At 71.6% G+C, this 21,990-nt stretch carries 19 protein-coding genes and 1 tRNA gene; 4 read left to right on the top strand and 16 right to left on the bottom strand.

The annotated features are described in order from the left end of the window. Positions 1-46 precede the first annotated feature (46 nt). Entirely contained in the window at positions 47-1,375 is a 1,329-nt protein-coding gene (locus QRN49_RS04080) for an MFS transporter (protein ID WP_284754008.1), read from the top strand. A gap of 217 nt (positions 1,376-1,592) precedes the next feature. On the opposite strand, the gene QRN49_RS04075 is transcribed toward QRN49_RS04080, so the two are convergent. The 7 genes from QRN49_RS04075 to polA form a co-directional block, all read right to left on the bottom strand. After that, positions 1,593-2,837, bottom strand: a complete 1,245-nt coding sequence (locus QRN49_RS04075; RefSeq protein WP_284754007.1) for an acyltransferase — start codon at positions 2,835-2,837, stop codon at positions 1,593-1,595. Between the two features lie 47 nt (positions 2,838-2,884). Further along, positions 2,885-4,381, bottom strand: coding sequence for an AMP-binding protein (locus QRN49_RS04070; protein WP_284754006.1), 1,497 nt, complete (start codon positions 4,379-4,381; stop codon positions 2,885-2,887). Positions 4,382-4,403: 22 nt separating this feature from the next. Further along, complete coding sequence (locus tag QRN49_RS04065; protein WP_284754005.1) at positions 4,404-5,447, bottom strand: BPSS1187 family protein; 1,044 nt, start codon at positions 5,445-5,447, stop codon at positions 4,404-4,406. Beyond that, positions 5,444-6,046 (bottom strand): dephospho-CoA kinase, encoded by a 603-nt coding sequence (gene coaE / locus QRN49_RS04060; RefSeq protein ID WP_284754004.1) that lies wholly within the window; start codon positions 6,044-6,046, stop codon positions 5,444-5,446. The genes QRN49_RS04065 and coaE overlap by 4 nt, the downstream gene beginning before the upstream one ends. Before the next feature lie 92 nt (positions 6,047-6,138). Further along, complete coding sequence (gene rpsA, locus QRN49_RS04055; RefSeq protein WP_071403741.1) at positions 6,139-7,614, bottom strand: 30S ribosomal protein S1; 1,476 nt, start codon at positions 7,612-7,614, stop codon at positions 6,139-6,141. Between the two features lie 158 nt (positions 7,615-7,772). After that, the gene (locus QRN49_RS04050; RefSeq protein WP_194621889.1) at positions 7,773-9,452 is read right to left on the bottom strand and encodes a DUF885 domain-containing protein; all 1,680 of its coding nucleotides are present in this window, start codon (positions 9,450-9,452) and stop codon (positions 7,773-7,775) included. Between the two features lie 50 nt (positions 9,453-9,502). Beyond that, positions 9,503-12,145, bottom strand: coding sequence for a DNA polymerase I (polA, locus tag QRN49_RS04045; RefSeq protein ID WP_284754003.1), 2,643 nt, complete (start codon positions 12,143-12,145; stop codon positions 9,503-9,505). Between the two features lie 128 nt (positions 12,146-12,273). Between polA and QRN49_RS04040 the strand changes: the two genes are divergently transcribed. Next, positions 12,274-12,642 (top strand): PaaI family thioesterase, encoded by a 369-nt coding sequence (locus tag QRN49_RS04040; RefSeq protein ID WP_051596794.1) that lies wholly within the window; start codon positions 12,274-12,276, stop codon positions 12,640-12,642. Between the two features lie 16 nt (positions 12,643-12,658). On the opposite strand, the gene QRN49_RS04035 is transcribed toward QRN49_RS04040, so the two are convergent. From QRN49_RS04035 to QRN49_RS04015, 5 genes are all read right to left on the bottom strand, one after another. Continuing rightward, on the bottom strand, positions 12,659-13,129 hold the full coding sequence (locus QRN49_RS04035) for a GNAT family N-acetyltransferase (protein ID WP_209049688.1): 471 nt from the start codon (positions 13,127-13,129) through the stop codon (positions 12,659-12,661). A 109-nt stretch (positions 13,130-13,238) separates the two neighbouring features. Continuing rightward, complete coding sequence (locus QRN49_RS04030; RefSeq protein ID WP_017887240.1) at positions 13,239-13,844, bottom strand: ANTAR domain-containing response regulator; 606 nt, start codon at positions 13,842-13,844, stop codon at positions 13,239-13,241. 107 nt (positions 13,845-13,951) lie between these two features. Continuing rightward, positions 13,952-14,033 (bottom strand) — tRNA-Leu (locus QRN49_RS04025). A 12-nt stretch (positions 14,034-14,045) separates the two neighbouring features. Then, the gene (locus tag QRN49_RS04020) at positions 14,046-15,536 is read right to left on the bottom strand and encodes a sensor histidine kinase (RefSeq protein WP_194653082.1); all 1,491 of its coding nucleotides are present in this window, start codon (positions 15,534-15,536) and stop codon (positions 14,046-14,048) included. Beyond that, entirely contained in the window at positions 15,533-16,216 is a 684-nt protein-coding gene (locus QRN49_RS04015) for a response regulator transcription factor (RefSeq protein ID WP_284754002.1), read from the bottom strand. The genes QRN49_RS04020 and QRN49_RS04015 overlap by 4 nt, the downstream gene beginning before the upstream one ends. A gap of 149 nt (positions 16,217-16,365) precedes the next feature. On the opposite strand from QRN49_RS04015, the gene QRN49_RS04010 reads away from it, so the two are divergent. After that, a complete protein-coding gene (locus tag QRN49_RS04010) occupies positions 16,366-16,842 on the top strand; it encodes a hypothetical protein (RefSeq protein ID WP_146245022.1) in 477 nt (158 codons plus the stop codon). 24 nt (positions 16,843-16,866) lie between these two features. Here the strand turns inward: QRN49_RS04010 and QRN49_RS04005 are convergent, their stop codons facing one another. From QRN49_RS04005 to exaC, 3 genes are read right to left on the bottom strand one after another with little or no spacing between them, the layout of a single operon-like run. Next, positions 16,867-18,090 (bottom strand): GAF domain-containing protein, encoded by a 1,224-nt coding sequence (locus QRN49_RS04005; protein ID WP_284754001.1) that lies wholly within the window; start codon positions 18,088-18,090, stop codon positions 16,867-16,869. A 52-nt stretch (positions 18,091-18,142) separates the two neighbouring features. Next, positions 18,143-18,541 (bottom strand): DUF779 domain-containing protein, encoded by a 399-nt coding sequence (locus QRN49_RS04000; RefSeq protein ID WP_163343590.1) that lies wholly within the window; start codon positions 18,539-18,541, stop codon positions 18,143-18,145. Then, positions 18,541-20,082, bottom strand: coding sequence for an acetaldehyde dehydrogenase ExaC (exaC, locus tag QRN49_RS03995; RefSeq protein WP_111023051.1), 1,542 nt, complete (start codon positions 20,080-20,082; stop codon positions 18,541-18,543). Before exaC ends, QRN49_RS04000 begins: the two co-directional genes overlap by 1 nt. 151 nt (positions 20,083-20,233) lie before the next feature. Between exaC and QRN49_RS03990 the strand changes: the two genes are divergently transcribed. Then, positions 20,234-20,773: an HdeD family acid-resistance protein gene (locus QRN49_RS03990; protein ID WP_284754000.1), complete on the top strand. Its 540-nt coding sequence runs from the start codon at positions 20,234-20,236 to the stop codon at positions 20,771-20,773. Positions 20,774-20,805: 32 nt separating this feature from the next. On the opposite strand, the gene QRN49_RS03985 is transcribed toward QRN49_RS03990, so the two are convergent. Further along, positions 20,806-21,900 (bottom strand): VIT1/CCC1 transporter family protein, encoded by a 1,095-nt coding sequence (locus tag QRN49_RS03985; protein WP_284753999.1) that lies wholly within the window; start codon positions 21,898-21,900, stop codon positions 20,806-20,808. Positions 21,901-21,990 lie beyond the last annotated feature (90 nt).

The raw sequence follows: 21,990 nt of genomic DNA, 5'->3' as shown, positions 1-21,990 counted from the left end.
ATCCGTTCAGTCACCCGACTCCTTCCCACTCCCCCGAAGAGGCCTCATGACCACGGCGAACCCGGCCGCACCGATCAAGGGCACCCCGTTCCGCGGACGCATCCGCGGACGCGTGCTCGTCCTGCTCTGCTGCATGTACGCGATCTCGTACATCGACCGGACGAACATCTCGACGGCGCTGCCGCACATCACCGAGGAGTTCGGGTTCAACGAGGCGACCGCCGGCCTCATCGTCTCCGCGTTCTCGTTGCCGTACGCCCTGCTGCAGGTGTTCGGCGGCACGATCAGCGAGAAGTTCGGCCCGCGCCGGGCGCTCTTCGTCATCACGGTGATCTGGGGCGTCGCGACGCTCTGGACCGGGTTCGCGGTCGGCTTCTGGACCCTCTTCGCCGCACGGGCCCTGCTCGGGCTGAGCGAGGCCGCCGCGTTCCCGACCGCCACGCAGGCGATGAGCCGCTGGATCCCCCGCGACCGGAACGGCTTCGCCCAGGGCGTGGTGCACTCCGCGGCACGGCTCGGCAACGCGCTGGCCCCGCTCATCGTCGCGTGGGTGATCGGCGCGACGGGCAGCTGGCGCTGGGCGTTCTTCGCCACCGCGGTGCTGTCCCTGGCGTGGGCCGTCGTCTGGCTCGTCTGGTTCCGCGACAAGCCGGAGTCCGCGAAGGGCATCACGCGGGTCGAGCTCGCCGAGCTCCCGCCGGTCGAGACCCGCGCGACCCGTCCCCCGGTGCCGTGGCGGCAGATGGCGAAGCAGATCCTGCCGGTCACCTTCGTCGACTTCGGGTACGGCTGGACCCTCTGGGTGTTCCTCACGTGGCTCCCGACGTTCCTCAGCTCGACCTACGGCCTGGAGATCGGCGACTTCGCCCTGTTCACTACCCTCATCCTGCTGGCCGGTGTCGTCGGGGACACCGTCGGCGGGATGCTCAGCGACCGCATCATCCAACGCGGCGGGAACACCCGGAACGCCCGCCGGATCATCCTGGTGATCGGGCTCGGCGGCTCGCTCCTCTGCCTCATCCCGCTCGTGGTCGGGCAGGGCCTGCTCGTCGCGACGATCTCGCTGGCCCTGTCGTTCTTCTACCTCGAGCTCTGCAACGCCAACCTCTGGGCGATCCCGATGGACGTGGCGCCGCAGTGGTCCGGCACGGCCTCGGGCTTCATGAACACCGGGTTCGGCATCGCCGGTGTCGTCTCGCCCATCGTGTTCGGTCTGCTCATCGACGCCTCCGGCTGGCAGGTGCCCTTCGCGCTCTCCTGCGTCCTGCTCGGAGCCGCGGCCGTCGTCGCGTGGTTCATGAAGCCCCAGCGGTTGACGTCCACCGACGGCGTGCTCGAGATCGGCACCCCGAAGGCCGAGCAGCGCTCGGCCTGACGGCCGGCGGCCGGTGCGCGGGACGTGCGCCGGCCCTGGTGGTCCGCACGCGGCGGCCGGGAGGCCACGGGTCGGGCCCGCCACGTGCCTCCCGGCCGCCGCGCCACGTGTCCACCGCCCCGCACGGCTGGTGCGAGGTTCCGGACCCCGTGGGACGGCGTCACCATCGCACCACGGACGGAACCTCGCACGAGAGCTGCGCCGTGCGGGCGAACGCTCAGTGCGCGGCGCGCCGCCCGACGTCGTCGGTCTCGCCGACGAGGGCGTCATCCGGCTCCACCGGTTCCTGCGACCGCTGCGGCACCGCCGCGCCTGCGGAACGGCGCGCCCGCGCCGCTCGCGACGCCCGCGAGGACAACGACGGCCGCCCGGTCAGCGGCACGCTGAGCGTCGTCCACCGGAACAGCTCGGTCACCGCGACGGACAGCACCAGCACGAGCACATAGGTGACGAGCGTGAGCCACGGTCGTGGCACGACGGCCTCGAGCCAGCTGTCGCCGTAGAGCAGGATCCAGATGACGAACGGGTGGCTCAGGAAGATGCCGAACGAGCGGTCGGACGCGTAGTCGACGAACCGGGCGGTCCGGCTCCCGGGGCGCCGACGGTCCGCCCAGGCGGCACCGATCGCCAGGAACCCGACGAACACCGCGGTGCTCCAGACCACCTGGATCGGCTGCAGCGGTGTCCCCGCGGCGTAGAGGGATTGGCCGAGGCCCACCTGGAGTGCCCACACGCCGAGGGTCAGCCCCCCGACGCCGGCGAACGCCCACAGGACCGAACGGCGGTGGACCCGGATGAACCGCAGGAACGCCTCCGCGTGGTCGGCGGCGATCGCCCCCGAGACGATGAAGAAGACGTACGAGAAGAAGAACTGCTTCTGGTACCCCTGCATCCACGCGTCGCTCGCCGGGAAGTACTTGTACCCGGCGAACACCACCAGCTGGACCAGGAGCGTCACGACCAGCACGGTCACGTGGTGCCCGCGGGTCCGGCGCACCAGCCAGACGATCACCGGCAGGAGCAGGTACACCTGCATCGTCACGAGCAGGAAGTACAGGTGGTACCACGAAGTGCCGGTGACGATACCCTCGGCCGCGGTGCGCACCAGGTCGGGGACGTCGCCACGGCGGGTGGGACTCAGCAGCCACGCCGCCGCGACGTAGACGAACGACCACGCCAGGTACGGCACGCCCACGAGCAGGAACCGCTTCGGCCAGAACTGTGCCATCGGTCTCGGGCGCAAGGTGTAGCTGTACACGAGCACGAACGCGGTCAGCGAGAAGAAGACCAGCCGGGTGAAGTGCAGCAGGGCGAGCAGCGCGTTCAGCCCGACGTCGTCGGTGGCCGCGGTGTGGCTCGTGGTGTGCACCCCGATCACGCACGCGAACGTGAGGATGCGGAGCACGTCGACCTCGTACAGGTGCCGGGGCTTGCCCTCGGCCGTGCGTGTCGGCGTCTGCACCCCAGGCTCGTCGCCGGTCGATGCCGGGGACACGCGTGATGGTCCGTTCACGATGGTCGGGCCATGGTCCGGACCTTCGCGCGCTGCACCTTGCCGGTCGGCGCACGCGGCAGGTCGGGCACGACGATGACCTCGACCGGTCGGCGGAACCGGGTCAGGTGCGCCTCGGCCCGGGCCACGAGGTCGGCCACGAGGGCTGCGTGGTCGACGGGTTCGTCGGGCTGCGGGATCACGTAGGCGATCGGGACGGCACCGAGCACGTCGTCGGGGCGGCCGACGACGACCGCCTCGAGCACGCGGGGGTCACCGAGCAGGACGTCCTCGACCTCGGACGGGTAGACCTTCTCGCCACCGCGGTTGATGACGTCGTCGGAGCGTCCGGCCAGGGACACCCAGCCGTCGGCGCTGACCGAGCCGACGTCACCGGTGTGGAGCCAGCCGTCGGCGTCGAACCGCTCGGACGCGCGACCACCCAGGTAGCCCCGGACGATCCCCTCGCCCCGCACCCACAGCGCGCCGATCTCGTCGGCGGGCAGCACCGAGCCGTCCTCGCCGCGGACCTGCACCTCGGAGCCGACGGGCACCCCGACGGTACCGGGCCGGGCCGGTTCGTCGAGCGGGGTCGCCGTGATCTGCGAGGCGCCTTCGGTCATGCCCCAGCTCACGACGAGCGGCACGTCGCCGAGGGCGGCGCGCACCGGGTCGGGCAACGGCGCCGACGCGCTGCGCACGAACCGCAGGCCCGGCGGGAACTCGAGCGGTCCGGTCTTCGCCAGCACGGCCAGGACGGCCGGGACGGCGTTCAGCCAGGTGATCCGTCGTTCCGCGAGCAGGTCCCAGAACCCGGTACGACGGAAGCGCCGGTCGAGCACGAGGGTCGCGCCGGCGACGAGCGTCGCGAGCAGTCCGACCACCTCGGCGTTGACGTGGAACAGCGGCAAGGAGTTGAACCCGCGGTCGTCCGGCACGAGCCGGTTGTGCCGTGCGACGGCCCGGGCGACGAACAGCAGCTGCGTCTCGGGCAGCTCGACGCCCTTCGGCGTGCCGGTCGAACCGGAGGTGAACAGCACGACGGAACCCTGGCCCGGCGCGTGCGGGCTGTGGGCGGGCAGGTCGCCGTCACGGACGGCGGTCGGGAGGAACGTGGCCGGGTCGATCCCGCTCGCCGGTGCCCCGGGAACGGTCGCGTCCACCGCGCGGTCCGACACGACGATGGACGCTCCGCCGATCAGGTCGGCGAGACGGCCGGGCTCGGTGGCCGGCTGGCCGGTGTCGACGGGGATCGCACGGCGACCGGAGGCGACGGCGCTCAGGTGCACGACCGCGAACGCGAGCGGGTCGCCCACGTCGACCAGGACGGCACCCGACGGGGCGATGCCGATCGCGTCGAAGGTCCGTGACCAGGCGGTCACCGCGTCGTCGAGCGCACGGTACGTGAGGACGCGCTCGGAGCGGGCGTCCTCGAGGAAGTGGCGCAGGCCCCCGTCGGCCGCACGGGCCCGGATGAGCGAGCGCAGGTCGGGTTCTTCACGAACGGGCTGCACGCAGGAAGGCTATTGCGCGACGCTATGAGCGGTCAGAGGGAAGAGCGGGATCTGTGGAGAACCGGTGCAGCATCCACTGCCACAGCGGGAGCATCCGGGGGACGCCGTCACGGGTGAGCGGTGTCGAGTCCTTGATGATGAGCGAGTGCGCCTTGCCGTCGCCGCCGAGGTCGGTGAGGATCGCGTGCGGGTCCGCTCCGGCGAGTGGCGGTGCGGTGTCCGTCTCGAACGGCCCGGAGACACCGCTCAGCCCGAGGACGTCCCACGAACCGGTGATGCGGGGACCGAACGTGTCTCGGACGTCGTCGATGGCGTACATCCGGTCGACCGGTGTCCGGCCCGGGCGGTCCATCCACGCGGCGTGCGCCGGCCCGCGGGACTCGACGGGCGACGAGAACATCAGCGCGCCGTGGACACTGCGGATGTGGGCGATGTACGCCGCCTCTCCGCCGCCCTGCGAGTGCCCGGCCACGACGATGTCGTCCCAGACGATGCGGTCATCGCCCTGGACGAACCGCCCCCAGCCGCCGTCGGGGTCGTGGTCGTCGAGGTACGCGACGGCGTCCCGGAAGCGCGAGACGATCGACCCGGCCGGACTCACCGCACTGAACGCCGAGGGCCGCGTGCCGTCGAAGCGGTTCCGCTGCACCATGCCGTAGCAGCGTGCGTTCGCCTCACACGTGCCGGACAGGGTACGGCCCAGGTTCCAGTAGTCGAGGCCGAGCACGTGGTACCCGTCGGCCAGGGCGGCTCCGAGGAACCGCTGGTACTCCGCCGGACGGGACCGGGTCGCCGGCAGGAACAGCAGGAGCGGACCGTCGGCCGAGGTGCGCGCGGCGAAGTCGTCGCGGTTCGGGGTGAGCCGCTCACCGTTCACGGTTCCGAGCCGGAACCGGTGGAACTCCCCCTCGGGCCCGTGTTCGTCACCCGACGGCCGTTCGTGCACCGCGACGCGGCCGTTGTCCGCCACACGCTGGGCACCGAGGACGTTCGCGGCGACGAGCGAGGCGGCCCCGATCGCCACGAGGACGATCGCGGCGAGGACGAGCACCAGGCGGTGGTTCATGGAGTGATCCGCGCCCACACCTCGTCAGCGGAGTGGATCGTCTGCTCGAGCGTCCCGGTGGCGTCGACGACGTGGTCGGCGAGGGCGAGACGATCGGCATCGCTCGCCTGGGCGGCGACGCGGCGCTCGGCCTCGTCACGGGGCATCCCGCGGTGCTCGACGAGCCGTTCGATGCGCTGCGCCGCGGGGGCGTCGACCACCACCACGGCGTCGAACCGGAGCGGACGCGAGCCGCGGGCCTCGGCGAGCAACGGCACGTCGTAGACCACCAGGGCGTCGGGGTCGGCTGCCTCGGCGGCGTCGAACGCCTGCTGCGCGAGCCGCCAGACCTCGGGGTGCGTGATGGCTTCGAGGTCCTTCCGCGCCGCGGGGTCCGCGAACACGATCGACCCGAGCGCCGGCCGGTCGAGAGAACCATCGGCGGCGATCACCGACGGACCGAACCGCTCGGCGACCTGTGCCAGGCCCGGGCTGCCCGGTGCCACGGCGTCCCGAGCCAGTCGGTCGGCGTCGACGACGACGGCCCCGTGCTCGGCCCAGCGCCGGGAGACGGTCGACTTGCCCGCGGCGATGCCGCCCGTGAGTCCGATGATGTGCACGGCAACAGGGTAACGACCCCGACGCCCGGAAACGCCGGAAGCCCGGCACCCTGTCAGGGGTGCCGGGCTTCCGGTCGGGACGAACCGCTCGATCAGTTGTTGGTCGAGCTGAGCTTCTCGCGGAGTGCAGCGAGCGACGCGTCGTCGGCCAGGGGGCTCGCGCCACCCGTCTCGCCGGCGAACGACGAGGTCGACGACGACGAGGAAGCCGTGGCCGGGAGGTCGAAGCCACCCTGCGCCTCGTCGGCGATGGTCTTCGCGACCTGCGCCTTGTGGGCTTCCCAACGACCCTGGGCGGCCGCGTACTGGCCCTCCCACTCGGTGCGCTGCGTGTCGTAGCCCTCGAGCCACTCGTTGGTCTCCGGGTCGAAGCCCTCGGGGTACTTGTAGTCACCCTTGTCGTCGTACTCGGTCGGCATGCCGTAGAGCGCCGGGTCGAACTCGTCGCTCTCCGGGTCGACGCCCTCGTTCGCCTGCTTGAGGCTGAGCGAGATGCGGCGACGGTCGAGGTCGATGTCGATGATCTTGACGAAGACCTCGTCGTTGACCGAGACGACCTGCTCGGCGAGCTCGACGTGCTTGTTCGAGAGCTCCGAGATGTGCACGAGGCCCTCGATGCCGTCGGCAACGCGGACGAAGGCACCGAACGGGACGAGCTTCGTGACCTTGCCCGGTGCGATCTGACCGATCGCGTGGGTGCGGGCGAAGACCTGCCACGGGTCCTCCTGCGTCGCCTTGAGCGAGAGCGACACGCGCTCGCGGTCCAGGTCGACCTCGAGGATCTCGACGGTGACTTCCTGACCGACCTCGACGACCTCGCTGGCGTGCTCGATGTGCTTCCAGCTGAGCTCGGAGACGTGGACGAGACCGTCGACGCCGCCGAGGTCCACGAACGCACCGAAGTTGACGATCGAGGACACGATGCCCTTGCGGACCTGGCCCTTGTGGAGGTTGTTGAGGAACGTCGTCCGGGACTCGGACTGCGTCTGCTCGAGGAGCGCACGGCGCGACAGGACCACGTTGTTGCGGTTCTTGTCGAGCTCGAGGATCTTCGCCTCGATCTCCTGGCCGAGGTACGGCGTGAGGTCGCGGACACGACGGAGCTCGATGAGCGAGGCGGGGAGGAAGCCACGGAGGCCGATGTCGACGATGAGACCGCCCTTGACGACCTCGATGACCGTCCCGGTCACGACGCCGTCGGACTCCTTGATCTTCTCGACGTCGCCCCACGCACGCTCGTACTGCGCGCGCTTCTTCGACAGGATGAGGCGGCCTTCCTTGTCCTCCTTCTGGAGAACCAGGGCCTCGACCTCGTCGCCGACCTCGACGACCTCGTTGGGGTCGACGTCGTGCTTGATCGAGAGCTCGCGCGAGGGGATGACGCCCTCGGTCTTGTAACCGACGTCGAGGAGGACCTCGTCGCGGTCGATCTTCACGACGGTGCCGGAGATGAGATCACCGTCGTTGAAGAACTTCAGGGTCTTCTCGACCTCGGCCAGGAAGTCATCAGCCGAACCGATGTCGTTGATGGCGACCTGCTTAGGAGCCTTGGTCGTAGTGGTTGTCATGTAGAGATTGCTCCGAACGGACATGAGTCGGGCCATGGCGTGCGGGGACTCGGCCCCCGTGGTGCACCGCCGTGGCGATTGATTGAGTGGCGCGGATTGCGCCGCACAAGTCTAACCGCACCGGCGGAGGCCCCACAACCGGGCGTGTCGACGGCGCGTCACCCGACCAGCGCGGTCCGCAGGGTGTCGAGCCCGATGCTGCCGAGCGAGAGCGCACGGTGGTGGAACGCCTTCAGGTCGAAGTCGGCTCCCTCGCGGGCGGCGACCTCGTCGCGGATGGACTCCCAGACGCGCTGACCCACCTTGTACGAGGGGGCCTGGCCCGGCCACCCGAAGTACCGGGCGACCTCGAACCGGACGAACGCCGGGTCCATGTTCACGTTCTGGCCCATGAAGTCGAGCGCGTACTCCCACGTCCAGCCGCCGCCGTCGGGGTTCGTCTTCTGCAGGTGCACGCCGATGTCGAGCACGACGCGGGCCGCCCGCATCCGCTGCCCGTCGAGCATGCCGAGCCGGTCGCCGTCGTCGTCGAGGAACCCGAGCTGCTCCATCAGCCGTTCGGCGTACAGCGCCCAGCCCTCGACGTGCCCGGACGACCCGGACAGCTGCCGGCGCCACGTGTTCAGCTCGCCGCGGTTGTAGACGCCCTGGCTGATCTGCAGGTGGTGTCCGGGGACACCCTCGTGGTAGACCGTCGTCTTCTCGCGCCAGGTGCCGAACTCGGTGACGCCCTCGGGCACGGACCACCACATGCGGCCGGCACGGGAGAAGTCGTCGGAGGGGCCGCTGTAGTAGATGCCGCCCTCCTGCGTGGGGGCGATCCGGCACTCCAGTCGACGGATCGGATCCGGGATGTCGAAGTAGGTCCCGGCCATCGCGGCGATCGACGCGTCGCTCGTCTCCTGCATCCACCGCTGCAGCGCGTCGGTGCCGTGCAGGATCCGGGAGGGGTCGGTGTCGAGCACCTCGATCGCCCGGGCGACGCTCGCGCCGGACTCGATGCGGTCGGCGATGCGCTCCTGCTCGTCCCGCATGCGCGCGAGTTCCTCGAGGCCCCACTCGTACGTCTCGTCGAGGTCGACGACCGCGCCGAGGAACCGGCGCGAGTGCAGCTCGTAGGCCTCGCGACCGACGGCGTCGACGGGGGTGGCGAGCGGCAGCAGCTCGTGCTCCAGGAACTGTCCGAACGAGCGGTAGGCCGCCGCGGCGACCTCGGCACCGCGGTGCAGGTCTGCTCGGAGCGTCTCCGGCACGGGGCCGTCGCCCTCGAACGCCGCGGAGTCGGCCAGCTGACGGAACATTCCGCCGTCGGCGCCGGTGCGCGCCGCCTGCTCGGCGATGAGCGCGACCTGGCGCTTCGCCGGGGTGACGTCTTCACGCGTGCCCTCGAGCAGGGTCTCGCGGATGCCCTCGAGCGCATCCGGCAGCGCCTGCAGCCGACTCGCGATGTCCTGCCAGTCGCCCTCGGTCGCGGTCGGCATCAGGTCGATGATCTCGCGGACCGACTGTGCCGGGCTCGCGATGACGTTCAGGTCGCGGAGGTGCAGCTTGCGCTCGTACGACTCCTGCACCAGGTCCAGCTCGGCGCCGAGGTCGGCCTTCGTCACCTGGTCCACGGAGTCGACGGCGGGAGCGGCGTCGAGCGCACGCTTCGCACCGCGCGCGGCCTCGGCCATCGCGGCTGCGCCGGCGGGCGAGGTGTCGCCGTACTCCCCCGTGCGCCCCGGGACGCCGATGTACGTGGCGGTCGTCGGGTCGAGGTCGACGAGGGTGGTGACCCAGTCCTCGGCGACGCGGTCGACGGCGGACGGCTGGCGGACAGGACGCTCTTCGCTCATGCCCCGACCCTACCGACCCTCGGGTCGACAGGACCCCCGGGCCGCCCGGGTCAGTGGGCGGCGCTCTCCCAGTTCGGCCCCACGCCGACCGAGACGTCGAGCGGGACGCTCAGCTCGGCGGCGCTGCCCATCCGGGTGCGGAGGATCTCCTCGACACGCTCCTGCTCACCGGGCGCAACCTCGAGGATGAGCTCGTCGTGCACCTGGAGCAGCAGGTGCGACTGCAGCTCGCCTTCGCGCAGGTCGTCGGCGACCCCGAGCATCGCGATCTTGATGATGTCGGCGGCCGAACCCTGGATCGGGGCGTTCAGCGCGGCGCGTTCGGCGTTCTCGCGCAGGACGCGGTTCGGGCTCTTCAGGTCGGGGAACGGGCGGCGGCGTCCGAAGATCGTCTCGGTGTAGCCGTCCTCGCGCGCCTGCTCGACGACGTTGCGCAGGTAGTCGCGCACCGCACCGAAGCGGGCGAAGTACTCGGTCATCAGGGTGCGGGCCTCGGACTGCTCGATGCGCAGCTGCTTCGACAGACCGAAGGCGCTCAACCCGTAGGCCAGGCCGTAGGACATCGCCTTGACCTTGGTGCGCATCTCGTTGGAGACCTCGGACGGGTCGACGCCGAACACCCGCGCGCCGACGAAGCGGTGCAGGTCCTCGCCCTCGTTGAAGGCCTGGATCAGCCCCGGGTCGCCGGAGAGGTGCGCCATGATCCGCATCTCGATCTGCGAGTAGTCGGCGGTGACGAGCGTCGTGTAAGGCTCGGCCACCGCGAACGCCGACCGGATCCGGCGACCGACGGCCGTCTTGACGGGGATGTTCTGCAGGTTCGGGTCGGTCGACGAGACCCGGCCGGTGCTCGTACCGGTCTGCTCGTACCGGGTGTGGATGCGCCCGTCGACCACGGCGGCATCGAGGGTGTCGACGATCTGCCGGAGCTTCGTGGCGTCGCGGTGCTGCAGCAGGAGCCCGAGGAACGGGTGCGGGTGCTGTTCCTGCAGGTCCGCCAGGCTCGCGGCGTCGGTCGAGAACCCGGTCTTGGTCTTGCGGGTCTTCGGCATCGCGAGCTCGGTGAACAGGACTTCCTGCAGCTGCTTCGGCGACCCGAGGTTGACCTCGTGCCCGATCTCGGCGAAGGCCTGCTGCGCGAGTTCGGCGGCGCGCTCCCCGAGTTCCTTCGACAGGCCGGTGAGCACCGGGCGGTCGATGCCGACGCCGATGGTCTCCATGCCGGCCAGCACCGACACGAGCGGCAGCTCGATGTCGTCGAGGACCTGCAGCGAGGACGCGTCGATCCGGGCGCGCAGGGCCGTGGTGACGCGGAGCACGAACCACGCGTGCACCCCGACGTTGACCGGGTCGGTCTCGGGGACCAGCTGGTTCGGGTCGGCCGTCGGCAGTTCCTCGCCGAGCTCCTGGTAGACGAGGTCGGACAGTGGCTGTCCCTGCTTGCCGGGCTGCGCGAGCCACCCCATGATCCGTGCGTCGCCGGCGATGCCGTTCACGACGAAGCCGGCGGTGCCGAGCGCCTTGATCGCGGCCTTGGCGTCGTGGAAGTGCTTCGGGGCGTCGGAGGCGAACCAGGCCGAGAGCTGCTCGTAGTCCTTCGCGCCGCTGCCGCCCGGCACCAGCACGGCGTCGTCGTGGGTCGCGATGCCGATGGCGCTGAGGCGTCCGTCGATGACCTCGACCGCGACGCCGTAGCCGTTCGCCGCCTCGGTCGCGTTACGGCGCTCGAGCCAGTACCCGAGCTCTTCGTCGATCAGCGTCTTGACGGGCGGCGGGGTCGGCGCGCCGTCGGCGACTGCACCCTCGGCCGCGGGCTCCGCGGGGTCGCCCGACCCGGCGACCTTGAAGACGCGGTCGAGCAGCGTGCGGAACTGCAGCTTCGCGAAGAGCTCGCGCACCGCGGTCTCGTCGACCGGGCGGAGCGCGACGTCGGCGGGACCGACCGGCAGCTCGACGTCGGTGACCAGGCGGTTGAGCCGGCGGTTCCGGATGGCCCGGTCCCGCTGCTCGCGCAGGTTGTTGCCGACGACGCCCTTGATCTCGTCGGCGTGCTCGAGGACGCCGTCGAGCGACCCGTACTGGGTCACCCACTTGACCGCGGTCTTCTCGCCGACCTTGTCGATGCCGATCAGGTTGTCGCTGGTCTCGCCGACGAGTGCCGCGATGTCCGGGTACTGGTGGGGCTCGATGCCGTACCGCTCGTAGACCTTGTCACGGTCGTAGCGGGTGAGCTCGGAGACACCGCGGACGGACGGGTAGAGCAGCGTGACGTCGTCGTTGACGAGCTGGATCGAGTCGCGGTCACCGGAGACCACGTAGACCGTGAAGCCCTGGTCGGCACCCTGCTTGGAGAGGGTCGCGAGGATGTCGTCGGCCTCGTAGTCCTCTTTCGTGACGGTGGTGATGCCCATCGCCTCGAGCGCCTGCTGCAGGAGCGGGATCTGGCCCTTGAACTCGGCCGGGGTCTCGGAGCGGGTGCCCTTGTACTCGGCGTACTCACGCGTTCGGAACGAGAACCGGGAGATGTCGAACGCCACCGCCAGGTGGGTGGGCTTCTCGCGCTGCAGGAGCATCAGCAGCATCGAGATGAAGCCGTGGATCGCGTTGGTGTGCTGCCCCTCGCGGTTCACGAAGCTGTCGACCGGCAGCGCGTAGAAGGCCCGGAAGGCGAGCGAGTGGCCGTCGATGACCATGAGGGTAGGCTTTGCGGAGTCCGACACCCGGACAGCCTACCGACGCCCGCTGACACGGAAGGTCGACGCAGACCGTGACCGACGACACCACATCGACCACGATCGATCCCCGCATCGACGAACGCGGCATGGGCGAGCTGGCCGAGAAGATGGGCATGGTCATCACCGAGCTCTCGGCCGAGCGGGCGGTCGGTTCGATCCCCGTCGAGGGCAACCGCCAGCCGGTCGGCCTGCTGCACGGCGGCGCCTACGTCGTCCTCGCGGAGAGCCTCGGTTCGATGGCCGCGAACGTGCACGCCGGGCCCGGCCGCTACGCCGTCGGCATCGAGCTCAGCGCCTCGCACTCCCGCAGCGCGACGAGCGGCATCGTCACGGGCACGTGCACCGCCATCCACCTGGGCGGCACGCTCACCACCCACGAGATCGTCCTGACCGACGACCAGGGTCGCCGCTGCTCCACCGTCCGGATCACGAACATGATCCGCGAGCGTCGCTGACCGACGGACCGACGGCTCAGTCCTCCGGCGGCCGCTGCAGCAACAGGCGGGCGTCGCCGAACCCGAGCCTGCGGTAGAGCCGTTCGCCGTCCACGCTCGAGTGCACCGACGTCCGCTCCACGCCGAGTTCGTCGGCGAGCTCGAGCAGGGCCGTGACGAGTCGTCCGGCGACGCCGGAACCACGCAACTCCGGGTGCACGTAGACCGTCTGCACGTCAGCGGTCAGTCGGCGGCCCGGCCGGTCCGGCAGCGGCGGTCGCGCGATGAGCCCGAGCCACGCCATGCCGAGCACGACACCGTCCCGCTCCGCGACGACGCACCGGTGCGACTCCGTGTGGTCGGCGGCGAACGCCGTCATGGCATCGCGGTAGGCCTCCACGCTCGCCGCCGGCTGCGCGCCGCCCTCGTCGACGCTCCACCGCCACCGCAGGTCCGCCACCGCCGGCATGTCGTCAGGCCGGGAGGCCCGGATCACCACGTCGTCCATGGCTCCAGCCTGCCAGGTGGTCGCGGCACACGCCCCGCCCCCGGACGCAGGAAAGCCGCCGACCCCAGGGGGTCCGACGGCGTTCCGTGAGCGACGGTGGTGCGCTGGACTACTTCTTGGCGCTGAGCTGCTCGATGATCGCCTTCGCGACGTCGTGCATGGTCAGGCGGCGGTCCATCGAGGCCTTCTGGATCCAGCGGAACGCCTCGGGCTCGGTGAGGCCCATCTTCTCGTTCAGCAGGCCCTTGGCGCGGTCGACGAGCTTGCGGGTCTCGAAGCGCTCGACGAGGTCGGCGACCTCGGCTTCGAGCGTGATGATCTGCTGGTACCGCGAGAGGGCGATCTCGATCGCGGGGAGCAGGTCGTTCGGGGTGAAGGGCTTGACCACGTAGGCCAGCGCGCCGGCCTCAGTGGCACGCTCGACGAGGTCCTTCTGGCTGAACGCGGTCAGCAGGACGACGGGCGCGATGTGGTTCTTGGACAGCTTCTCGGCTGCGGAGATGCCGTCGAGCTGGGGCATCTTGACGTCCATCACGACGAGGTCGGGGCGGAGGTCGGTCGCGAGCTGGACGGCGGTCTCACCGTCACCGGCTTCACCGACCACGTCGAACCCGTTGTCGCGGAGGATCTCCACGATGTCGAGGCGGATGAGCGACTCGTCCTCGGCGACGACGACGCGACGGGGTGCTGGTGCTGTTGCTTCTGTGTCACTCACGGACGAAAGCCTACTAGACGACGGAAGTGCCGTATCCCAGACCCACCGGTTTGGTACGAGTGGCGGGACGCGGGTCCGAACTGCCCCGCACGCCGTGAGCAATTTCGTACGAGTGGCGGGACTTGAACCCGCACGCCGTGAGGCAGAGCATTTTGAGTGCCCCGTGTCTGCCGATTCCACCACACTCGCGAGGACTCCAGGCTAGCAGGACGCGCGCACCACCCCGGTCGCCGCCGGGAGCGACAACTCGAACACGGCGCCGCCCAGGGTGCCGTCCTCGCCGTACCGCAGCCCGCCGCCGTGCGCCTCGGCGATGCCCCGCGCGATGGGGAGCCCGAGCCCCGCTCCGCCCGAGCGGGCGTCCCGTGCGGCCTCGAGCCGGACCAACCGGTCGAACACCCGCTCACGGTGTTCCACGGGGATCCCCGGCCCGTCGTCCTCGACCCGCACCACGGGGCCGGGTCCGCGGTCGTCGAGGCTGACGACGACCCGTCCCGTCGCACCGCCCGCACGTGCCGCGTTGTCGACGAGGTTGCCGAGGACCTGGGCGATCCGCTCGGCGTCGACGTCGGCCTCCACCGGGTGCGCGGGCACGACGACGTCGAGCTCGAGGGTGGGCAGCCGGAGCCGGAGCCGGTCTCCCTCGGCCGCCAGGAACGCCCCGAGGTCGACCACCCGACGGTCGAGTTCGATCCCGCGGTCGAGCCGGGCCATCGTGAGCATGTCCTCGATGAGCCGAGCTGCCCGGTCGGCCTGCCGGACGACGTGCACGGCCAGCACCTCGCGGGTCCGGTCGTCACCGGCGCCACCCCGCACCAGGGTGTCGGCGGCCGCGCGGACCCCTGCGACGGGTGTCCGCAGTTCGTGCGCGGCGTCGGAGAGGAACGACCGGACGCGGGCCTCTGCGGCGACGGCGTCACGCTCGGCGCCCTCGACCGCGTCGAGCATCTCGTCCAGGGCGACGGCCACGCGACCGATCTCGGTGTCGCGGCGCGAGGGTCGGAGCCGCTGCCCACGGTCACCGCCGGCGATCGACCGCGCGGTCGTCGCCATCTGGTCGAGCGGTCGCAGGGACCGTCGGACGACCAGGACGACGCCGAGGACGGCGATGCCGAGGAACGCCGCCGAGGCACCGCCCATCACCCAGCCGAGCTGCACGAGCGTGTCCTGGACGTCACGGGTGCCGGCGGTGAGGGTGATCCGGGTGCCGTCGTCGAGCCGGCTCACCAGGGTGAGGACACCGTCGTCCTCGCGAACCGACGACGACGTGATCGTGGCGCCGTCGTCGGCGGGCGCCGGCGTGGCCGGATCGGTGGGTGTCCGTCCGACGCCCCCGCTGCCCCGCGGGACCGTCACGGGGAGGGAACCGGGGTCGAGCGGACCGGCGCGGAGCTGGTCCGGGGTCGGTCCGGCCTCGACGGCGTCCCCGTCCGGCTGGACGATCCGGACCGAGAGTCCCTGCGCGGAGAGCCGGTCGGCCAGATCCTCGGCGTCGACGGTGCCGACGAGCGCCGCAGCGGCCGACGCACGGTCACGCAGGCGGTCCTCGGCCTGGGCGCGGAGCCGGACGCCGAGCAGCCCCTCGACCGCGATCGTCAGCCCGGCGAGCAGGACGGCGAGCAGGACCACGATGGCGACGACGGTCCGCAGCCGCAGCGAGGTGGTCCGCAGGCGCCCGGCCTCAGCCCTCACGCTGCGGTCCGCTCGTCGCTGAGCCGGTACCCGATGCCCCGGACGGTGTGCACGAGGCGTGGTCCGTGCGCCTCCATCTTCCGCCGGAGGGCGCTGAGGTGGACCTCGACGACGTTCGCCGCGACGTCGTCGTACCCCCACACCTGGGTGGTGATCTGTCCCTTGGACACCGTCCGGCCCCGGCTCTCGGCCAGGAAGCGCAGCAGGCGGAACTCCGTCGCGGTGAGGTCGAGCAGCACCCCGGCGCGGCGGGCGGTGGCGGCGTCCGGGTCGAGCACGAGGTCGCCCACCTCGACGACCGAGGGGATCCGGCCACGCCGTCGGAGCACCGCGGTCACGCGGGCGACCAGTTCGGCCATCGCGAACGGCTTCACCACGTAGTCGTCGGCCCCCTCGGCGAAACCGCGCAACCGCTCGTCGAGTTCGTCCCGCGCGGTCATCATGACGACGGCGGCGTCCGTGGCGGAACGCACCCGTCCGGCGAGCACGATGCCGCTCGGTCCGGGCAGCATCCAGTCGAGCAGGACGAGGTCGGGGGCGCTGCGTCGCAGGTCGTCGACGAGGTCCCGTCCGTCCGCGGCCTCGGCGACGAGGAAGCCCTCGGCGCGGAGTGTGGTCGCGACCGCGGTGCGGATGGATTCGTCGTCGTCGACGACCAGGATTCGGGCGGGAGCAGGCACGGCGGACACCGTACGGCGCTCCGACGGCCACCGAGCATGGAGGACGCTGGAGAACCCCTGTGCTTCAGGCATGCTTCAGATTCGGACTCGAGCGTCGTCTGCAGCGGCGGATCACCCGGATCCGCTCGGACAGACGAACGGTGACCACCATGCACGACGAACGAGACGACTCGACCACCACTCCCACCCGGCGACGCGGGGCGCTCCTGCGACGGGTCGGCATCGGCACGGCCGCGGCCGCGGTCCTGGTGCTCGGCGGGTTCGGCATCGCCACGGCGAACGCAGCCACGACCACCCCGGCGCAGGGCACCCCGACCGGCGCACCGACCGGTGCGACCACGCCGGCCCCGGCTCCGGCCGACGGCGACACCGCGACGGTGCCCGCACCGCCCGAGGGCGGGCCCGCGACGGCGCCCGGCTGCACGGCGCTCCCGGACGCCGGTGCGCACGCGACCGTCCCCGCCCCGCCGAAGGGCGCCGACGGGAAGGCGCCGACCCCGCCGAAGGAGGGTGCGAAGCCCACGGCGCCGACCCCGCCGGAGGACAGCGCGACGGGGAAGGCCACGGCACCAGCCCCGGCAGCTCCCGACGCGACCACGACCCCTGCGCCGGCCTCCGGTTCCTGATACCGAGCCGGGGAGCGCGCGCCGTCAGCGATCCCGATCGCGCGGGGCGCGCCTCCCGGTCTGGTCGTCCCGAGCGTCTCCGGAACCCTCGAGCGCCTCGATCGTAGCCACGAGACCGGCCCGTCGCGGCGACCGCCGCGGCAGCACCGCGAGCAGCGCGCGCAGCACGAGCGCGTCGGTCGCACCGTCCGGTGTGCGCGCCCACGCGAGCAGGGCGTCGACGCCGCCGTCGGCGACGACCGACTCGCGGAACCGCAGTCGCACCAGGTCACGGACCGCGTCGACGCCGGGTGCGGCGGAGCCCGGCAGGACCGGTCCGGCGTACCGGTCGACGGCCTGGAGGCGCGCCCCGCGTTCGAGCGCGGACAGCACGCCGTCGACGTCGGTCCGGACCCCGGTCACCCGGTACGGCCGCGACGTCACGGTCACGTCCGGCGCGTGCTGCGCGAGGACACGGCGCAGCCGGACGACCTCGGCGCGCAGGGTGACGACCGCGCCCGGGTCACCGTAGACGGCGGCGGCGAGGTCGGTCGCCGCGAGGCCGTCGGGGTGCGCGGCGAGCACGACGAGCAGTTCCGAGTGCCGGGCGGACAGCTCGACCCGGCGGTCGGAGACACGGAGCACGGCGGTGTCGGTCCCGAGCACGGTCAGCTCGGCCGACGGTACGCGGGGTGTCCGCGCCTGTGGGCGGACCGCGGCGAGGGCGAGCTGGGCCTCGGCTGCGGCGACCGTGGCGGCGAGCAGCGACAGCGTGTGCCGCTCGACGGCGCGGTCGTCGCCCGTCAGGTCGAGCACCCCGACGGTGGCACCGCTCACGTCGTGCACCGGGACGGCCGTGCACGAGAACGGCTTGACGGCGTTCGCGTAGTGCTCGTCGGAGCGGATCTGCACCGGACGGTCCAGGCGCAGTGCCGTGCCGGGCGCGCTGGTGCCGACGCGGTCCTCCGACCAGTCGGCCCCGGGGACGAAGCCCATGTCCTCGGCGGCGCGACGCGTGGAGCGGGCTCCGTCGACCCAGACGAGACGACCCGCGGCGTCCGCGACGGCGACGACGCACCCGGCCGAGCGGGAGTCGTCGAGCAGCAGCCGGCGGACCACCGGCAGCAGGGTGGCGAGGGGGCCGTCGTGCCGGACGGCGTCGAGTTCGTCGTCGCCGAGGGCGAGGACCGGGGCGGCGTCGGGGTCGACCCGGGCGGACCGCTGCCACGACGCGGCGACGAGCGGGCGGAGCCGACCGGGTGCGCGCATGCGTCCTCCGATCGACCCCACCCGCCGCTCCGTCGCGACGCGTGCGGTCAGCCTACGTCCGGGCCACCCGCGGGACCAGGCCGAGATCGGCGAGCTCGGCGTCGTCGAACATCCGCGACCGGGTGAGGAACCGTTTGCCCTCGGGGACCTCGACCGAGAACCCGCCGCCCCGACCGTCAACGACGTCGATCGTCAGGTGCGTGTACTTCCAGTACTCGAACTGCGACACCGACATGTACACCTCGACCGGGTCCAGCCCGTCGACCTGCAACGCACCGAGCAGGACGTCCCCCGGACCGGTCCGGAACATGCCGACGGGGTAGCACATCGGACTCGAGCCGTCGCAGCAGCCGCCGGACTGGTGGAACATCAGCGGGCCGTGCCGGGCGGTGAGGGTGCCGAGGAGCTCCCCCGCCGCCGGCGTCACCGCGACGCGGGCGGTGTCGGGCATCAGAAGAAGCCCATCGGTCCGTCGGCGTAGGAGACGAGCAGGTTCTTCGTCTGCTGGTAGTGGTCGAGCATCATCTTGTGGTTCTCGCGCCCGATGCCGGACTGCTTGTAGCCGCCGAAGGCCGCACCCGCCGGGTACTGGTGGTACGTGTTCGACCACACGCGCCCGGCCTGGATGTCCCGTCCGGCGCGGTACAGGGTCGTGACGTCCCGGCTCCACACCCCGGCGCCGAGCCCGTACAGGGTGTCGTTGGCCGTGGCGATCGCGTCGTCGTAGCCGCTGAAGGACGTCAGCGCGAGCACGGGCCCGAAGATCTCCTCCTGGAAGATCCGCATCGAGTTGTCGCCCTCGAACACCGTCGGCGTGACGTAGTAGCCACCGGAGAGTTCGCCGCCCAGGTCGGCGCGCTCGCCACCGGTCAGGAGCTTCGCGCCCTCCTGCTTGCCGATGTCGATGTAGCTCAGGATCTTCTCGAGCTGGTCGTTGGACGCCTGGGCGCCGATCATCGTCGACAGGTCGAGCGGGTGTCCCTGCTTGACGGCGCGGACGCGTTCCAGGCCGTCGGCGACGAACCCGTCGTAGATCTCCTTCGCCACGAGTGCCCGCGACGGACACGTGCAGACCTCGCCCTGGTTCAGGTTGAAGAACGTGAAGCCCTCGAGCGCCTTGTCGTAGAAGGAGTCCTGCTCGGCCGCCACGTCGGGGAAGAACACGTTCGGGCTCTTGCCGCCGAGCTCGAGCGTCACCGGGATGAGACTCTGCGACGCGTACTGCATGATCAGCCGCCCGGTCGTGGTCTCCCCCGTGAAGGCGATCTTCCGGATGTCGGGGTGCTGCGCGAGCGGTGCGCCGACCTCGATGCCGAAGCCGTTGACGACGTTGAGCACCCCGGCGGGCAGCAGGTCGCGGATGAGCTCGACGAGCACGTGGATGGACGCCGGGGTCTGCTCGGCGGGCTTCAGCACGACACAGTTGCCGGCGGCGAGGGCCGGCGCGAGCTTCCACACCGCCATCAGGATCGGGAAGTTCCACGGGATGATCTGCCCGACGACGCCGAGCGGTTCGTGGAAGTGGTACGCCACGGTGTCGTGGTCGATCTCGCCGGCGGAGCCCTCCTGCGCACGGATCGCCCCGGCGAAGTACCGGAAGTGGTCGATCGCGAGCGGGATGTCGGCGCCGAGGGTCTCGCGGATCGGTTTGCCGTTCTCCCACGTCTCGGCGACGGCGAGCATCTCGAGGTGCTCCTCCATGCGGTCCGCGATCTTGTTGAGGATGACGGCACGTTCGGCCGCGCTCGTCCGTCCCCAGGCCGGGAACGCCTTCCATCCGGCGGCGACGGCGCGGTCGACGTCCGTGGAGTCGCCGCGGGCGACCTCGGTGAACACCTTGCCGGTGACGGGGGTGGGGTTCTCGAAGTACTGCCCGCTGGCGGACGGCACGTACTCGCCGCCGATGAAGTGGTCGTACCGGGATCGGTACTCGACCAGGGAGCCGGGTTCGCCTGGTGCGGCGTAGCTGGTGGGCGAGGGTGCGATGGTCATGGTGGTGCCCTTTCGACGACGCTGTCGGAGCGCACGGGTCGCGCGCCTGCTCCGCACGGTACGACCGCGGGGGTTGCAGGTCGTTGCACGGTCCGCAGCTCCGACGGGTAGCGTGCTGGGCACCAGCGCTGGCGATCAGGGAGGAGCGCTCGTGGATTCTCGTGCCGTCAGGACGTTCCGGGTGTTCGTCGTCGTCACCGCCGTCGTCGCCATCGCACTGGGCATCGTGGCCATCGTCTGGCCCCGCCCGTCGCTCGTGCTCGTGGCACTGCTGTTCGGCGTGTACCTCGTCGTGGCCGGAGCGCTCCGGGTCTTCGCCGCGGTGCGGGGGCACGGCACCCGTCCGGTGTGGCGGTGGACGTCCGGCATCGTCGGCGGCCTCGTCGCGGTCGCGGGGCTCGTGACCCTGCTCGACCCGGCGATCCCGCTCGTCGTGTACGCCGTGCTCGCCGGGGTCGGGTTCCTGATCGAGGGGGTCGCCGCGATCGTCGGCGGCTTCGTCGGCCACCCGGGGTCGTCACGCGTCCCGACGGTCATCAGCGGCGTGCTGTCGATCATCGGGGGAATCGTCGTGCTCGTCGCGCCCGGACTCGCGCTGACCGTCTTCATGGTCTTCGCCGGCATCGCGCTCATCGTCGTCGGGGCTGCGGCCCTGCTCCTCCTGCCGCCGCGCGCCGCCGTCCGCCGGTAGCCGCCACTCGCCGGCCGCGCCGCCGTCCGCCGCTAGGCCGACCCGGTACCGAAGAGCAGTCCGAGCGCGTAGGTGACGATCGCCGCGCCGAACCCGATGGCGAGCTGCCGGAAGGCCCGCTTGCCCGGCGAGGCTCCGCTGAGCACGCCGACGACGGCGCCGGTGCCGAGCAGCGCGATGCCCACCAGCCCGCCGGCCACAGCGATCGCCGGCCACCCCTGCATGCCGAACAGGAACGGCAGCACCGGGATGATCGCGCCCGAGGCGAAGAAGCAGAAGCTCGACACCGCGGCGCTCAGCCCGGTACCGACCGCCTCGTGGTCGTCCGCGACCGCGGTCGAACCGGTCGCCGGCCGCCGCTCGCCGATGCCGGACAGCACCTGCGCGGCGTGCTCGGTCGCCTCGGCCTCGGACATCCCGCGCGCGCGGTAGACCAGGGCGAGCTCGTTCGCGTCGACGTCGAGGTCCGACACGGCCTTGCCTGCCTCGGGGTGCGGCGCGGACGCCTCGAGCAGTTCGCGCTGCGACCGGACGGAGACGTACTCCCCCGCCCCCATCGACAACGCGCCGGCGAGCAGCCCGGCGATGCCGCTCAGCAGCACGAAGTGCCGGTCGGCCCCGGAGGCACTGATGCCGATGATGAGTGCCAGGTTGGACACCAGGCCGTCGTTCGCGCCGAACACCGCCGCCCGGAACGTGCCGGACAGCCGCATCCGGCCGCGGTTCGCGAGCCCGCGCACGACCTCGCCGTGGATCCGCTCGTCAGCGGCCATCCGCGCGGTCGCGTCCGAGTCGTCGGCGTACGGCGAGCGGTCCTCGGCGCGCTGCATGAGCGCGAGGACGAAGACCGACCCGAACCGCTTGGCCAGAACGGCGAGCACCCGGGTGCGCAGGCTCCCCCGCTGCGGCCGTCCGACGTCGTCGCCGAGCAGGTCGAGCCAGTGGTCGGCGTGCCGTCCCTCGGCCTCGGCCAGCGCGGCGAGGATCTCGCGCTCCTCGCCGGAACGGCGGGCAGCGAGGTTGCGGTACACGGCCGCCTCGGCACGTTCGTCGGCCAGGTAGCGACGCCAGCGGCGGACGTCGGCGCGCGGCGCCGGGGTGACGGATCGGAGGCTCACAGCGACCATCCTGCCGCCTGCGGCCGACGTCCGGTCACCACCAGGGCCGTGGAGACGCGGCAGGGCGCGGACCGGAAGCGGTCGGCGCTGCGCGCGCCG

Origin of the sequence: Curtobacterium sp. ME-Dv--P-122a (assembly GCF_030209645.1) — a bacterium.
Classification (GTDB): Bacteria; Actinomycetota; Actinomycetes; order Actinomycetales; family Microbacteriaceae; genus Curtobacterium; species Curtobacterium flaccumfaciens.
Note: the sequence above shows the minus strand (reverse complement) of the source record. Positions and strands in the feature narration are given on the sequence as shown.